Genomic DNA, 15,573 nt, shown 5'->3' on the forward strand with positions numbered 1-15,573 from the left:
TTAATTCCGATTCAAATAATTACCAGACAAACATCATTAATTCAAGCCGGAGAAGACACTTTTGAAGCCAATAGAAACCTTTTATAAATTTCCGGGTAAAATTGTCCATTATCATTTAGTTCAACGATAGGAGGGCTGAAATGAAAAATCGAGAGGTTGAATGGAAACTAAAAGTAATTGGTTTGATAATCAGTTTAATGGCAAAAAAAAGCTAATTCCCAACTCTTTCCTAAATTCAATCATTATCTTTGATATTATGAAAATTCTGATAGTTGAGGACGAGAAAGATTTAAGAGAAACGATTGTGACTTCACTGAAGAAAGAACATTTTGTGATTGAAACAGCAAGCGACTTTCATTCGGCAAGTGAAAAAATAGAAGTATATAACTACGATTGTATTTTGCTTGATATTATGTTGCCAAATGGCAGCGGACTGCAACTTCTGGAACAACTTAAGCAACAAGGTAAATCTGGAAACGTCATCATTATTTCTGCCAAAGACTCGCTGGATGACAAACTAAAAGGACTTGAACTTGGTGCAGACGACTATCTGACAAAGCCGTTTCACATCGCAGAACTCAATGCAAGGATAAAAGCTGTTTTACGCAGGAATAAATTAGATGGAAAAAATACCATTGAAACAGCTAACATAGTGTTAGACCTGACAGAACGAACATTCTCGGTAAACAAAGAAAATGTTCCACTAAACCGAAAAGAGTTTGATATATTGAATTATTTTTTGCTTAATAAAAATCGCCTGGTTACCAAAAATGCATTAGCAGAACACGTTTGGGGCGACAACATCGACCAGGCAGATAACTTTGACTTCATCTATTATCAGATAAAAAACCTGCGGAAAAAATTACAAACCGCCAATGCCGATGTTGAAATTGAAGCTGTTTACGGTATCGGATACAAGCTTACTGAAAAATGAAACTATTAAACAAATCACTTATTTATCTTTCGGTTTCTCTATTTTTTATTATCGGATTGTGGTCGGTTGTCTTTTATTTCAATATACTTGATGAAATCAAAGAAAGTGTTGATGAGGGGCTGGACAATTACAAGCGCCAAATAGTTTATCAGGCACAAAAAGATACAAGCGTTTTGGCAAAAAGAAAATTTGATGAAGGTTTTTTTGCCATCCGGGAAATTTCCCAATCACAAGCTCTTGCAGTAAAGGATAAATATCTGGATACTCTGATGTATATGCAGGATGCAGATGATGAAAGCCCCGAATTAGAACCGGTTCGTTTGCTTACAACGGCTTTTGAAAACAACGGACATTACTACCAATTGAAAATTATCAATCCAATGGTTGAAGAAGATGATTTAGTGGGAGAGTTACTTCGTCTGGCCCTTGGACTTTATCTACTTTTGATTACAGTAGTCATCCTTATTAATAATTTTGTGTTGCAACGGCTCTGGCAACCTTTTTACTCATTCCTGAACCAACTCAAAAATTACCGGATAGGTAGCAGTAAAAGTTTTCCAGAAGTAAATACCAAAACAAAAGAATTTACTGATTTACAAAAAGCCGTAAATATTCTGTTGCAGCAAAACATTGAAACGTATGAGCAACAAAAGCAGTTTATCGGAAATTCTTCACATGAGCTGCAGACACCATTGGCAATAGCTACCAATAAATTGGAGTTGCTGATTGAAAAAGGCAATCTGCAACCTGACCAAGCTGAAAACATCGCTGAATTAATGAGCATTATTGAGCGTATGGTTCGCTTAAACAAATCGTTGTTGTTGCTTACAAAAATTGAAAATAAACAATTTTTAAACAATCAGATTGTTTCTCTTAATGAACTTGTAAAGCAAAGCTTAACTGATTTGGGAGAAATTGCAGAGTTTAAAGATATAAAAATCAATGTCTTTGAAAATGCAGAATTGACAATAGAGATGGACGTTTCTCTTGCAAATATCATCGTCTCAAATTTATTGCGAAATGCTATTTTTCACAACGTTTCAAATGGAATTGTAAATGTTGATATATCTGATGATGTCATTAAAGTCAGCAATACAGGAATTGAAAGCCCATTAAACACTGAAAAAATATTTTCACGTTTTTACAAAACTGAAAACGATCAAAGCGGCACAGGGCTTGGCTTAACAATCGTGAAAGCAATTTGTGAATTGTATGGTTTTTCTGTTTTATATCGATTTGAAAACGGTTTACATTGGTTTGTAATTCGTTTCAGATAAATTTTTAGTTTCCAATTTTTCCTCACATCATGTTGTTTCTTTACATCATGAATGTGATAAAATATACCTATTGGTGCTGCAAATTTCGTATTTAAAGACCAAGAAATTAATTCCAATAAAATAATCTCAACGAAAGTTACAGTTAGTTTCTGAGAATTATTTACATGCCTTAAATCATTCCCAAATCCTTCCAGGATGTAGCTTTTACTTTGTATTATAATTTAAAATTTAAGATAATGAACAGGGTAATAATAATCGCTTCCTTTACATTAATAAGCTTCGCAAAAACTGCTTTCGGGCAGGATATTCCTCAAAGTCAGGTTCCTTCGGTTATTATAAATAACTTCCAGCAAACATTTCCAAAAGCCAATGATGTAGAATGGGAATTAGATGGGGAACATTACAAGGTTGATTTTGAAACAGGTTTGTTAGGAACAGACCATGATGTGTGGTACGATAAAACAGGGAAATTGACACGACACAAAGAGGAAATTTCAAAAAGTGATTTGCCTCAGAAAGTGTTAAAGAAAATTAATAGTGAATTTGGATCTTATCGTGTTGATGATGTGAAAAAGATCACAGAAGAAGACAATAAAGTAACATATACACTGGAGTTGAAAAAACTTATAGAAGAGTGGAAGGTGGTGTTCGACAGTGAAGGGAATCTACTCAGTAAATTAGCAGAATAAGTTGAAAGATCTGTTTAATATCCTGTAGTTTTAGTTCAATGCTTTTTGCTAAATTTACACTGTGGTATTTCTTTTGAGTTTTGAGCAATAATACGGCATGTGGCAATATGAAAGCCATTTTAGGATAAATTCAGAAACGTATGAAAATAGGTTTAGTTAGGCACTTTAAGGTTAATCATCCTTTTCCGGAAAAGACATTACTTTCTAAATCAGATTTAGTAAAATGGTTTGCTGAGTATGATAACAAGGTTGAAATCCAAAGTAAAGTGGTTGACTTGTCCGGCGTAAACTGGCACTGCTGTTATTCAAGCCCTTTGATCAGGGCAGTAAAAACTGCAAAGCATATTTATAATGGAAATATTACAGAGATACCTGAACTGAAAGAATTGGATATTGTACACCGTTTATCAGACAAGTTAAAGTTGCCGTTTCTGATGTGGGGATTTATTATTCGTATGATTTCATTTACAGCTAACAATGATACTGATAGATTTAAAAATGGAATAATTGCTTTTGTAGACAATGTAATTGCCAAGAATGAAAAAGATTTTCTTATAGTTAGTCATTGGTTTGTAATGAGGGTAATAAGACAAGAACTTATTAAAAGAGGTTTTGTAGGAGATAATTTTAAAAGCAATGATTACGGAAGACTATATGTTTTTGAAGGTAAAACAAAATGATTACTATCTGCCAAAAGGTGCCTGGACAAAAGAGAGTTAATTAATTTAATGAAACCATCAATTGTATATTTCTAATCATGGGATGAAAATTTGCCTTCCTTTGAGACATATAAAGTAGGAATCTAAATTTACAAAATTTGACATGCCAATGAACAGTCCGTATTTTATCTGAATCGGGATTTACAGGATAGGAGGATTGGCAGAATTTAAATCATATCCTACTAAATCCAGTATCCGATTTATCCCGATTCATATTATTAGGAGGTGATGTTTTATATAACCATAAATCTTTGTAAAATGGATGTTCTTCCTTTTTTTAAGACGCCTGAGGCTTGTTTTTAGGTTCAGGCAATTGGACCTTGTTGGAAAGTTTACCAACTGTTAAGCCCTGTACTACAATAGAAAATACTACTACAAGATAGGTCATCTCCAAAAGAAGTTCTTTGTAATCCGGATCGGTTACGGAAAGTACCAGGGCTATTGATACACCACCTCTTAATCCGCCCCACACCAGCATAATGAGCGATCCTTTATTTAGCTTTGGTTTGAATGGTACAATGAGCATTGGTATCCATATAGATACAAATCTGGCAAATAGTACTACAACTATCGCAACAACAGAGATGATCCAGTAAGTTTCAAAATCAGGAATTAGTAGTAATTCAAATCCTATGAACAGGAATAAAATTGCATTAAGAATTTCATCAAGCAGTTCCCAGAATTTTGTAAGATAATCTTTAGTAACGATAGACATAGCTTCTCTTTTTCCATAGTTACCGATAATAAGACCTGCCGCAACCATTGTTAGCGGACCGGATATATGTATTGAATGTGCAATGAGATAACCTCCCATAACTACTGACAATGTAATGAGTACCGAGACAATATAATCGTCTATCCCTTTCATTGCTTTTGAAGCGGAGTATCCAAGGAGGACACCCAGTAGCAGTCCACCCAATGCTTCCTTTGCCAATAACCATGAAATGGAACCAAATGAAATAGCAGCTTCGGAAGTATGAGTAAGTTGCAATATAACTGCAAATAGCACCACCGCAATACCGTCATTGAAAAGAGATTCACCTGTTATTTTTGTTTCCAGCGACTTGCTGACATTGGCTTTTTTTAATATACCAAGTACTGCGATCGGGTCAGTAGGGGAGATAAGTGCACCAAATAACAAACAGTATAAGAATGGAAGCTTGATTCCAAAAATAGGAGTAATATAGGATAAGCTAAATCCTATTACAAAAGTGGAAATAATGACACTTATAGTGGAAAAGGTAAGTACAGGCAGCTTCTGCTTTCTAAGATCGATAAAATTCACATGTATTGCACCAGCGAAGAGTAAGAAATTAAGCATTGCACCCATTAGCACCTCAGTAAAATCCAATTCTGAGATCAGTGTAAATAGTTTTTTGGTTGTCTCGGGAAAAATTGAGCCACCGGCAAATCGAATGATTATGGAAACTATAATAGCCATCAACATAATTCCAATTGTGGATGGCAATTTTATAAACTTGTGATTGATGTAAGCAAACAGTGAGGCTAAAACAATGAGTACAGAAAATGAATAGTATAACTCCATATATTGATCAGAAAACGATTAATGATTTAAGAATCAGGTTAAATTTTTTCAAAAACTCTTGCAAACTAAAAAAAAATATTGGAAAAATGATAATTTTTGTTCAATAAGTGAGGTATTAATACAATTAGCTTCATAAATTAAAACCATTTGGGTATTAATGAGCTTCTCGTAATTAATAGCATTAACACTTTAGGATATTGATTTTAAAAACATTACTACCCCCTTGGATTCTGGCGCTTCTACAGATGATAATAATAAAAAAAATGGAATGATTCAGTAAAATCCCCTCAGTTGAACCCCCTGGATGTTCTCTTTGTTAGTTTAGTCATGCCTTAAGCTAACAGTTTTTTTAATAGGAAACATTTCAGGGATTAATTATATCATTGAAAATAGAAGGAAGGGTTATTCCAAAGCATGGAGTATTGTAGGACATGTTTCTGACATGCAGACAGCATACAACTTATAATGTTAAAATAGTTTTAAATAAACCCACGTCAGGAATAGCATAACAAGTAAGATTACCGGATGATAGATGATGACGATCAAAATCATAGCACTTTCAGCTGCACCTTCAATTTTTAATAATTTAATAAGTGCAGGAATTATAATAGAAATACTTACAAGATATAGTAATGAAAATAGGATTGAGTAAAAAAATAGCTCCAACTATTAGATACAATACAAATTAATAAAGAGTTTACAAGTATGAACCCTATGAAAACATTGCCCGCTATATTCCAGGTAGTGTCGCTGTTTTTAGGTTTAATAATAAGAATAGAAACGGTTGTTAAAACTAAAAATAATAAGATCTGAACAAAAGGCCTTTGAATTAATTCGAATATCAGTTCTGTCATATATTAGGAAGTTGTTGGAATATCCTTAAATTTTAACTGAATTAAAAAAAGAATGATCACGGCTTCTCGGCTTGAATAGATGGAGATGTTATTTTTGTAATACATTCAAATTGGACAAGGAAAAGAAGTTTTCTTATTTGGAAATGCAGATCTATAATGACTATATCATGATGAAAAAAAACGGCCTGTGAGAGTCAGGCCGTTATAAAAAGGTATAAAAAAATCAACTCACTGTTGTATACAGATCTTATCTACATATACATTAGAAGTAGTCTTGATCACTAGTGTAAGAATTCCTTTCAAGGAAGTAGTGAAAGTATCAGAATGGAATATTTCTCTCTGACCGATGGAATTAGTTACAGTGACCTCAGTTAAGCTTTCCCGTGATTTTATAGTGATATATCCGTCAGAAGAAGGGTTAGGATAAAGAACTATTTTCTTGTCAGAAGCATGTGCAATGCTGGTTACAGGAGTACCTGAGCCCGTTAGGTTTATGGAAAATTCCGGTGTTTGGAACGTATTGTTATGTATCGATAGCTGTGCCATGCGTTCTCCAACCTCCGAAGGAGTGAATGTTACTGTAAATTTTATTGAATCACCCAATGTAACTGAGGCTCCTAAAAGGCTTTGGTCTATTTGATAATCCGAAACAGCCGGCCCGGATAGAGTAATAGCGGGAGTTTGGGTAAAATCCAGTTTCCAGTCACCTGTGTTCTTAATGTAAAACTCTTTTATCTCAGTGCTTGCTCCAATTTCAGAAGTTCCGATATTGATATTTGCGCCAGCATTGACAGGTTCGTTATGCCACAGCTTTAATTCCGGAGATTGTTTGTATTGTACCAGAAAAGCACTGTTGGAGGAGTTTCGATAAAGAATGTTGATCTCATCACTAAAGTCGAAATCTATATCTCCTTTCAGCCAGCCAGACAAACAAATAGTTCCTGAAGGACTTATGGTTGCAGGTGTTGGCGCAATCGATCCCACTAAGTAATTGGCATCTATAAAGTTTCCTTCTGTATTGTATTTGGCAATGAAGAAATGATAGGTATTGGTGCCTGATCCATAATTTCTGGTTACAGATGAAGGATCCAGGTCTGCATTTTTGTAAAAATCACCTATTACATTTATAAACCCAAGACCATCGAGTACGATAGAATATCCACGGTCTGTTTCGGCTCCTCCCGTACCTTTAGCAAATATCAGGTTAAGAGAAGGGTCATATTTGGCAAAATAAATGTCCTGCATTCCTTTAGAAGAAAGTCTTGTAGCGACATTCGGATCAAAATTAAAATCAAGTGTTCCATTAAACTCACCGGTAATATATATATTGTCAGAAGCATCAAGATACATATCGTGTATATAACTGAAGTTTATATTCTCAATAACTCCCACATTTATTAATTCACCTTCAGATGTATAGCGGGCTATATATCCGGCGTGGCTACCAGTAGTTCTGGTTTCCGTTCCTTCTCCCGGATCAAAATCCATAGTCCAACCGGTTATGGTCCCCGATAGGATAATTTCACCAGATGAAGTCACTGCTATATTACAATCATAATCATTGCCGCCTGTATCGTTTCGGTTACTCCCAATACCTTTGGCAAAAACTAGGTTTCCTCCAGAGGTAAATTTGGCAAAAAATATATCCGTCTCTCCATAAGCTGGTAAATTTAATACCTCTTCTCCTGGATCCATATCATCTCCTTCCTTATAGAAGCCGCATAGGTACACATTCTGATCATTATCGATATAAAGATTTCTTCCCCAGTTTCCAATTTTCCTGGCATATATAAAATTTCCTGAAGTGTCGTATTTGGCAAGAAAGCCACCACGGGTCAGTGGAAAGTTAACTCCATCAGGATCAAAAAAGGTTTGATTTGAAAGAGAGCCTGTAATGTATAAAGCTCCTTTGTTATCTGTGATGATGTTGTATATGGTTGCAAAGCTTCCTTTTAGTCGTTGCACAAATATTACAGATCCATTTTTGTCGTACTTGGCAATATAGCCTTCATTGTTTTGGGAGGAAGATACAAGATAGGGTGTTCCTCCCATATTGAAATCAATTGCGTTTGAAAAATTTCCTGCAGTATAGATGTTTTCTCTGAGATCTATGCAATGAGTCCTAGTATTTATATATTTGTTTTCACCACTGTTAGGTGGATTAAATGCTTTGGCCCATTGAAGATCCTGTGCATTACTGTTAGACGTGAATCCCATAAGGAGCAGCATGAGTAGAATATAGAGTTTTTTCATAGTCGTTTGGTAGTTTAGTGAAAAATGTAAACAATAGAGTTCCTTTCTTCTCATCAGTGATGGAAGCAGCGTTGATAACCGTACATCTTGTTGATTCGATTTACCGTATCGTAAGCGCCTTATGTATCTTGTCTGATAACAACTTCATCAGAGATAATGCACTTTCATCCGGTGAAAATAAAATTACTTTTATGGTGACCATTCCTGATTGAGTTAAAAAGGTACTTAGAGAATGGATACTTCAAATACATCTCCTGGGTTACTATCTGTTGTGATCGCATTAAGTTGTTCAGGGTTTATGTTTTTCATTCCCTGAACCACATTATAGTGATATATATTTGTAGTTCAGGGATAATCAAAAGCACAAAGCCGTTTCGCAGATGCAAAAGTAGGAGATAGGAGATAAAGTTAATCTGACACTTGTCAGTTTTGACGGGAGATTTTTTTACGGATACGGCTAAGGCTGTCCTGGTGAATACCAAGGAATGAAGCAATGTATTTTTGCGGAACTTGTTGTACGATCGAAGGATGGTTTTTAATCAGCTTAAGATAGCGTTCTTCCGGAGTCAGACACATGCGGTCTATTTCTCTGTCCTGAGTCCAGTTTAGTAGTATTTCAAGCAATGTATTTTCAATTTTACCAGCACATTTTACTTCTTTCATTATAGTAAGTATTTCTTCACGATCCCAATACAATGCCTTTACTTCTGTAAGTGTTTCCAGGGCGCAGGGTGAAGGTTGCCGGTTCACTATATAAAACACTGAAGATACAAATTCATTCCATGAAACAAAGTCTATAGTGGAGTCAATATCATTATGTAATCTGTAAAGCCTTACAATTCCTTCATTAAGAAAAAAAAGTCGATCCACAGATTTTCCCTGAGACATGATTATGGTGTTTTTGGGAATGATGATTTCTTTTGTGTTTTCTTTCAGATAATCAGCTTCTTCATTACTTAACAAGATCCCGTGCTCACGAAACCAATTACATACTTTCTCAAACATACTTTCACTTTTTTATTGAGCCTATTAATACCTTCGTTACAAAAATAGTAATCGTCTTGAAATAATATGAATTTGAATCAACAGAAAATGGCAGGTAGATACACATATATTTTCCTGTATAGGTCTCGCCGGTATTAATCCTATAAAGTCTAATGAGATTGTATATATCATTTAGATTTTGGTAGTTTAAGTATATACTAATTACCAAAATATATTGAACCTTTGTGTATTTATATATTAGAATTGCTGAATGATATAAGTAGCAAATACTTAATTATAATCTCCATTTTTAATATCTTCAGCCTCATCTTCCGAATGGTAAATGATCCAATTGAGCAGAAAATGAAATAGCAGTTTTTTTAGAATGCACCACCCTAATCGACTTGATATTTTGAGAAAACTTGTATGGCGAATGACTTTAGTATTTTATTTTTATCACATAGCAAAAACATAGATTTATTCGCTTATCTCCTAACATATTAGAAATATAATCGTTTCTTTGTTTAAATTTGGTTATTGTTACTTAAGTCTTTTATATGAAATTTAATACTCAAACTATTGATAACTACTTTTTTGTAGGCATTGCAGGAACCGGTATGAGTGCCATTGCTCAGTATCTTAGAGGCGTTGGGAAAAAGGTAGCTGGTTCTGACAGGTTGTTTAGCAAGGATAAAAAAATGCTTATCCAGGAGCAGTTTGAGTCTATGGGCATTGAATGTTTTTATCAGGATGGCTCAGGAATAAATGAAACAACTCAGGCGGTAATTGTTTCTTCAGCCATAGAAGATACCAATGTAGAATATCAAAAGGCAAAAGAAGCAGGTATCCCGATAATTAAACGTTCCGAATTGCTTGCAGCAATATCTTCTGAAAAGAAAACTATTGCCATCGGAGGTACTTCCGGAAAGTCTACAACTACAGCAATGATCTTTCATATTCTTCAGGAAAATGGGAAATCTCCTTCTCTTATTACCGGAGCAGGTCTGACAGCTTTACAGAAGAAAAATCTTCCCGGGAATGCATGGGTAGGAGATAGCGAGTGGCTAGTGATTGAGTCAGACGAATCTGATGGATCTATAGTTAACTATATTCCGGAAATCGGAATTGTATTGAACATCGACAGAGACCATAAGGAGTTTGAAGAACTGATAGAGCTGTTCCAGACTTTTAAAAGAAATACAAAGGGTAAGTTTATTGTCAACCATGATTTGGAGCTTACAAGAAACCTTTCCCAGGATACTAAGAACGATTTCGGCACTGATGCTGGTGCAGGATTTGTGGCGGAGCATTTTAAACAAACTGGTTTTGAAATTCAGTTTACTCTTAATGGTATACCTTTTAAAATTCCTGTAATCGGAAGACATAACATGGAAAACGCTTCTGCTGCAGTAGCCGCTTCTTACATGGCAGGTGTATCGATAGAACAGGCTGCAAAAGCCTTGGAATCTTATGTAGGGATATTCCGTAGAACACAATTGGTAGGGGAGAAAAAAGGGGTTTATCTTATTGATGATTTTGCTCATAACCCTGCTGAAGTGCAGGCTGCAATTAGGAGTTGTCAGCAGATAGGCAATAGAGTATTTGCCTGGTTCCAACCTCATGGATATGGCCCATTGAGATTTATGCATAAAGAACTTGCTGAAAGAGTCATAGAAACATTAAGGCCGGAAGATTACTATCTGATGTCAGATGTGTATTATGCGGGGGGGACAGTAACTAAGGATATATCTTCTGATGTGGTTATTAATGAGGTGATTAAGGCGGGCAAAAAGGCACTCTTGTTTGAAGATAGAAATAAAATGCCAGACTACTTTGCCAAAGAAACAAGACAAGGAGACGTCATTTTAATGATGGGGGCAAGGGATCCTTCACTTGCCGAATTTGCTGAAACGACTTTTAATCAGCTTTGACATCCTGTCTATTGATAAGTAATCATGTATTTTTTTGATAGGCCCTTAACTGGTTTATAAAATAAAAAAGAACCTTATAAATAATAAAAGGGAATATATAAATGTTTTGGACTCATTCCTATGATTTAATTGTGAAGGTAGTAACATTGCTACTTTCGCTTTTATTTTTAATCCAAATACCATTTTTTGAGCATCATGGAATTATCTGTATCACGACTTCTTTAATAATATTCTACTTTAGTTATTATTTTTTCTTCAGGTCTTTATCAACCTTTCTTTATTGCAAATTTACACTTAAGATGAATGTGAGTCTTTCTCAGGCTAAGCAACTTAATGACGCGTTTTCACCGGTTTTCCCCTTTAATATGAAGTGACTACCCATGGATGAGATTAAAGGACTTGATGACAGCGTTAAATTCGTTGAAGCATTGAAGACCTATAAACACTGGAATGAAGAGATTGTTAGAGATAAAAAGGAGCTGATAATCAGTGTGGAAAAAACAGCATTAAAAATTAAATTATTGAAGGTATTATATTTTGGATTGGTAGGCTATTTTATAATTGCAGGATTTTTAAATCTTACTCCAGCCAAGTATGTAACTGATATAATAAATTATTTATTTGAATCGGACGGGTTTAATCCAATTTTGAATTCCTGCATTTTGATTCTGCCAACTTCGTTAATTTTTAATTTTATAATAAAGAGATCTTAGGTTAATATTATTAATAGAACTCCAGAGCTCTTTAAAGAGGTAATCTACAACAGAGGCAGCTCAAAAAAGGAAATGTATCTGTTAGGATATTAACCGGAATGACAGCAAATAAACAAAAGGCAAAAGTGATAATCAAAGTAAAGAATACAGAATACCAGGAGTTAATATCAGTTTGGGAGTCTTCAGTAAAAGCTACACATGATTTCTTAAAGGTTGAAGATTTTAATTTTTATAAAGAACTCATTCCAGGTTTTTTTGAAAATGTAACCTTGCATTGTTTGAAAAATGAGAAGTCTAAGATTGTCGGATTTATCGGGACTAATGATGGCGCATTAGAGATGTTGTTTGTTACTGCAAACGAAATTGGAAAAGGTATCGGAAAAAAACTATTATTGTATGCAATAGAAAGACTTAACGTTACAAAAGTTGATGTCAATAAGGATAATTTACAAGCTGTTGAATTTTATAATCAATTTGGGTTCAAGATAAAATCTATTTCTGATTTAGATGGATTTGGAAAGCCTTATCCTATTTTGCATATGGAGTTAGCAAATTCTCAAAACGATTAAGTCTATACATGTATTAATAGATTATCAGGCTTATGTTAAATTGATTTGGACTACGTAATATGTGGCATTCCTTTAAAAACTTTTAGATATTAGATAGTGGCTCCTGTCATTATTAAGTCAAACATTCTAATTGCGGTCAACGTTTAAATCTGAGTATCATTTTATAATTGCTAATTTTGTTTATAAACCTCTTTTTTATGAAGCATCTGTTACAACTAAGTAAATCGGTTTTTGCAATATTGTTGTTGTTTGGTACTACAAATAAAACACTTGCCTGTACTGGCCGGGATATTGTTTTTACCGATATTAGTATCACTTCAATAGTAAATGGTGTTTACTATTATACTTATGAAATTAAGAATGTAGGGACTGTAGATATTACTCTTGGTGAGGTAGTACTACAAAATTATGTTTCAACCGATAATCAGGTTGGTGGAGATGCTCCTGCAGGAGGATCTTTTATAAGTCATCAGAATGTAAGTATTCTTTCTCCCGGAGAAACGTTTAGAGGAACGTATCAAGCCAATCCTTTTCCACAGAATCCACAAAGCACCTATCCCTACCTCATTGTTCATGTAAGTCTGAGTTCCAGTGATGAATGTGATAAAAGTAATAATTACTTTGTAGGATTTATTCAGATTTCTACTGCTATTCCAACCCATTCTATGGCTGCTGATGCCAAATTAAACTGGGATGTAGAAAACAAAAGTTTTATAGTAAACGAATGGTCAGGAGCTTATTCAGAAATTTATTATAGCATATTTTCTGTATCAGGAGTATTAATGCTTAATGGAATTGCTCAAAGGAATGAATCTACGCCTCTTAAAGGTCTGAGTAATGGAGTTTATCTACTTCACCTATCTGATGGGGATAAAGAATATTTGAAAAGAATAACCTACTTTAGATAATTCACTATAACATTTTTAAAGGCAGAAGTAGTATTCTAGCTTATATAATAGTCCAACTAATACTGTATAATTGACTAGTCAAAACTAAAATACCCATTAAAATATTAGATGAGGTGTTAAAAACAAAAAAGATCTGAATATATACATTCAGATCTTTTTGTTTTGAGTCAATTATAATTGATCAGATTGTTGAGGATGCTCGTTATTCGATAATAACTTTTATGACTTTTGAATTCCCATTTTGTGTTGCATATACCACATGTAAGCCTTTATTTTTAATGATAATAGGGGTCTCTGCTTTGTAAGAGTTATTTGTAAGGACTAACTGGCCAACGGAATTATATATTTTTATATCATATAAACCAGAGCCTGATAGTGAAAATGTTTCTGTAGCAGGGTTCGGATAAGCCTTAAGCGAACTTTCTGAATAGTTTGAAATAACCGGAGTTGTAATGCCTGGTTTTATTTCTTCTTTATCACCGCTTTCGTTAGAGGTGATATACACAGCAGAAGTTAGGTTATTGCCATTAATAGTAGTACGGGCAGCAGGTAGAGTGATGGTGCATCGTGCAGATACGGATGGTGAGGCAGTTTCTGAAAAATATACTGTTAACTGGTTTGTGTTGTTCCCAGATATCACAGAACCTCCCCAAACGATCCATGAATAGTTAGCTCCACTATATACAGGAGCAGTAAAGGTATAATATCCCTTACCAAGGGCAGGGGCTGATTGCCAGAAAATATCAAAATCCCTGTTTTTTACATTTACTGTAAATAGTGTACTGTCATCCGAACAATCGGGATTTGTAGCGGCGATGTAGTAAGTGCCGGGAGTTAAATTATTTCCGGGAGCAGGAACTGTCAATGCTGCATCTGAATAAAAGTCCATGACCGTGCCTGCATGAACAGTGGTGAAGTTATCAACGTATAATTTTTTAAATACATCTTTACTGAACATATCATTGAATCCATAATAATCACCTTCAACAGTATAGTTAGCAATTGTTCCATTATTATTTTTTGTAAGAATAATATCTGAAGTAATTAACTTAGTAGGTACTTTTAAAGTTGGCATGTATGTATAATCTGTACACATACCTAATGCAACGTTTGGTTGATAAGTAATTAGGATCTGAGGGAATCGGCTTGTTTTATCTACCATTTGTGTCATGTCCATAGCAGCAGGGTTAAAAGTTTCACCTGTTCCTCCTAACAAACTTTTATTGGTAAAAGACATTTGTGAAAGATCTGATGAGGTTGCTGCATGATTATCCAAATATATATAAGGTGTAATGTCCACTATTTCATCCCTGCAGAGAGAGGGCATCTCTTTAATTTCCAGTTTAAGGCAAGGTGATTCATTTACTATTACATAAATACTGTCATAGTAAAAATCAGCTGGATCGCATACAGCAACCTGTACCCTGATTTTGTATTTTCCTTTACCCACAATTGACCAGGTGGAATTAGTACCTATTGGAGCTTCTGTACCTATAGATTCATCGGTGAGTAAAATACGTTCGTTAAGGCTAGTCAGATCTTTACCGCTGCTGAAGAAAGTGAATTTTGCAAAGAAGTCGGGAGTAAAGTTTACAGTTGCTCCCTTATCAACTGTATATTTAAGGGTATCCACATTAAATAAAGATGTTGGTGGTGTAATCAAATACAGGAAGACCTGAATGCCTCCACGATGTATATTCGTCGCATTCATTTTCTTTACATATACACTTGGATAATCACTATAATGAATACTTGTTAATTCTTCAGTTGTAATTACCGAACCTTGCAGACGGAACATTTTGTACATGCTTACATCGTCATTCGGGTCATTGAGGTCACGTATTTCCGCAATTTTATAAATGTCTTCTAATGTTATAATTGAATCTACACAGGAAGAAAGTCCGACTGGATTATCTGCAACAACATAGGTATCTGTTGTTTGAGCTTTTAGACTGGTAGAAAGAAGAATAACAGAAATAAAAATTAGTATATATTTTTTCATATAATATAAAAAGGAAAATGTGAAAGAATAATTTCTAAACAAGTCTAAATATACGTATTTTCAATAAGAAAAGTTGATAGACAGATAGTTTTGATAGAATTGGAATAGTGAATCTTGTGAAACATAGTATTTTATGAATTTTTGATTTTAATCTTTTCATGTGCTGGGTTAAGAAGGTTATGATATCCTTATTG

13 protein-coding genes are annotated in these 15,573 nt (G+C 34.4%); 9 read left to right on the plus strand and 4 right to left on the minus strand.

Going from position 1 to position 15,573, the window contains the following annotated elements:
* Positions 1–256 precede the first annotated feature (256 nt).
* The 4 genes from MYP_RS04165 to MYP_RS04180 all read left to right on the plus strand — a co-directional run bounded on the left by MYP_RS04165 (position 257) and on the right by MYP_RS04180 (position 3,580).
* Complete coding sequence (locus MYP_RS04165) at positions 257–934, plus strand: response regulator transcription factor (protein WP_045458807.1); 678 nt, start codon at positions 257–259, stop codon at positions 932–934.
* A complete protein-coding gene (locus tag MYP_RS04170; protein WP_045458809.1) occupies positions 931–2,211 on the plus strand; it encodes a type IX secretion system histidine kinase PorY in 1,281 nt (426 codons plus the stop codon). The genes MYP_RS04165 and MYP_RS04170 overlap by 4 nt, the downstream gene beginning before the upstream one ends.
* A gap of 236 nt (positions 2,212–2,447) precedes the next feature.
* On the plus strand, positions 2,448–2,900 hold the full coding sequence (locus MYP_RS04175) for a PepSY-like domain-containing protein (RefSeq protein WP_045458812.1): 453 nt from the start codon (positions 2,448–2,450) through the stop codon (positions 2,898–2,900).
* Between the two features lie 140 nt (positions 2,901–3,040).
* Positions 3,041–3,580: a histidine phosphatase family protein gene (locus MYP_RS04180; protein WP_045458816.1), complete on the plus strand. Its 540-nt coding sequence runs from the start codon at positions 3,041–3,043 to the stop codon at positions 3,578–3,580.
* Between the two features lie 316 nt (positions 3,581–3,896).
* On the opposite strand, the gene MYP_RS04185 is transcribed toward MYP_RS04180, so the two are convergent.
* Both MYP_RS04185 and MYP_RS04190 read right to left on the minus strand, forming a co-directional pair.
* Complete coding sequence (locus MYP_RS04185; protein WP_045458820.1) at positions 3,897–5,165, minus strand: cation:proton antiporter; 1,269 nt, start codon at positions 5,163–5,165, stop codon at positions 3,897–3,899.
* 1,082 nt (positions 5,166–6,247) lie between these two features.
* Entirely contained in the window at positions 6,248–8,272 is a 2,025-nt protein-coding gene (locus MYP_RS04190; protein WP_045458823.1) for an Ig-like domain-containing protein, read from the minus strand.
* A gap of 17 nt (positions 8,273–8,289) precedes the next feature.
* Between MYP_RS04190 and MYP_RS04195 the strand changes: the two genes are divergently transcribed.
* Positions 8,290–8,484 carry a hypothetical protein gene (locus tag MYP_RS04195; RefSeq protein WP_045458826.1) on the plus strand — a complete coding sequence of 65 codons (195 nt, stop codon included), beginning with the start codon at positions 8,290–8,292 and terminating at the stop codon, positions 8,482–8,484.
* Between the two features lie 211 nt (positions 8,485–8,695).
* On the opposite strand, the gene MYP_RS04200 is transcribed toward MYP_RS04195, so the two are convergent.
* A complete protein-coding gene (locus MYP_RS04200; protein WP_045458830.1) occupies positions 8,696–9,277 on the minus strand; it encodes a Crp/Fnr family transcriptional regulator in 582 nt (193 codons plus the stop codon).
* 536 nt (positions 9,278–9,813) lie between these two features.
* Between MYP_RS04200 and MYP_RS04205 the strand changes: the two genes are divergently transcribed.
* The 4 genes from MYP_RS04205 (at position 9,814) to MYP_RS04220 (ending at position 13,377) form a co-directional block, all read left to right on the plus strand.
* Positions 9,814–11,187, plus strand: coding sequence for a UDP-N-acetylmuramate--L-alanine ligase (locus tag MYP_RS04205; protein WP_045458833.1), 1,374 nt, complete (start codon positions 9,814–9,816; stop codon positions 11,185–11,187).
* 380 nt (positions 11,188–11,567) lie between these two features.
* The gene (locus MYP_RS04210) at positions 11,568–11,900 is read left to right on the plus strand and encodes a hypothetical protein (protein WP_045458837.1); all 333 of its coding nucleotides are present in this window, start codon (positions 11,568–11,570) and stop codon (positions 11,898–11,900) included.
* 98 nt (positions 11,901–11,998) lie between these two features.
* Positions 11,999–12,469 (plus strand): GNAT family N-acetyltransferase, encoded by a 471-nt coding sequence (locus tag MYP_RS04215; RefSeq protein ID WP_231569998.1) that lies wholly within the window; start codon positions 11,999–12,001, stop codon positions 12,467–12,469.
* A 197-nt stretch (positions 12,470–12,666) separates the two neighbouring features.
* Entirely contained in the window at positions 12,667–13,377 is a 711-nt protein-coding gene (locus MYP_RS04220) for a T9SS type A sorting domain-containing protein (RefSeq protein WP_045458840.1), read from the plus strand.
* A 202-nt stretch (positions 13,378–13,579) separates the two neighbouring features.
* Here the strand turns inward: MYP_RS04220 and MYP_RS04225 are convergent, their stop codons facing one another.
* Positions 13,580–15,379, minus strand: a complete 1,800-nt coding sequence (locus MYP_RS04225) for a T9SS type A sorting domain-containing protein (protein ID WP_045458843.1) — start codon at positions 15,377–15,379, stop codon at positions 13,580–13,582.
* Positions 15,380–15,573 lie beyond the last annotated feature (194 nt).

Origin of the sequence: Sporocytophaga myxococcoides (genome assembly GCF_000775915.1) — a bacterium.
Classification (GTDB): Bacteria; Bacteroidota; Bacteroidia; order Cytophagales; family Cytophagaceae; genus Sporocytophaga; species Sporocytophaga myxococcoides_A.

Coding starts and splice junctions, on each gene's coding strand:
- MYP_RS04165 (WP_045458807.1), top strand. CDS start 257: ATGAAAATTCTGATAGTTGAGGACGAGAAAGATTTAAGAGAAACGATT.
- MYP_RS04170 (WP_045458809.1), top strand. CDS start 931: ATGAAACTATTAAACAAATCACTTATTTATCTTTCGGTTTCTCTATTT.
- MYP_RS04175 (WP_045458812.1), top strand. CDS start 2,448: ATGAACAGGGTAATAATAATCGCTTCCTTTACATTAATAAGCTTCGCA.
- MYP_RS04180 (WP_045458816.1), top strand. CDS start 3,041: ATGAAAATAGGTTTAGTTAGGCACTTTAAGGTTAATCATCCTTTTCCG.
- MYP_RS04185 (WP_045458820.1), bottom strand. CDS start 5,165: ATGGAGTTATACTATTCATTTTCTGTACTCATTGTTTTAGCCTCACTG.
- MYP_RS04190 (WP_045458823.1), bottom strand. CDS start 8,272: ATGAAAAAACTCTATATTCTACTCATGCTGCTCCTTATGGGATTCACG.
- MYP_RS04200 (WP_045458830.1), bottom strand. CDS start 9,277: ATGTTTGAGAAAGTATGTAATTGGTTTCGTGAGCACGGGATCTTGTTA.
- MYP_RS04205 (WP_045458833.1), top strand. CDS start 9,814: ATGAAATTTAATACTCAAACTATTGATAACTACTTTTTTGTAGGCATT.
- MYP_RS04210 (WP_045458837.1), top strand. CDS start 11,568: ATGGATGAGATTAAAGGACTTGATGACAGCGTTAAATTCGTTGAAGCA.
- MYP_RS04215 (WP_231569998.1), top strand. CDS start 11,999: ATGACAGCAAATAAACAAAAGGCAAAAGTGATAATCAAAGTAAAGAAT.
- MYP_RS04220 (WP_045458840.1), top strand. CDS start 12,667: ATGAAGCATCTGTTACAACTAAGTAAATCGGTTTTTGCAATATTGTTG.
- MYP_RS04225 (WP_045458843.1), bottom strand. CDS start 15,379: ATGAAAAAATATATACTAATTTTTATTTCTGTTATTCTTCTTTCTACC.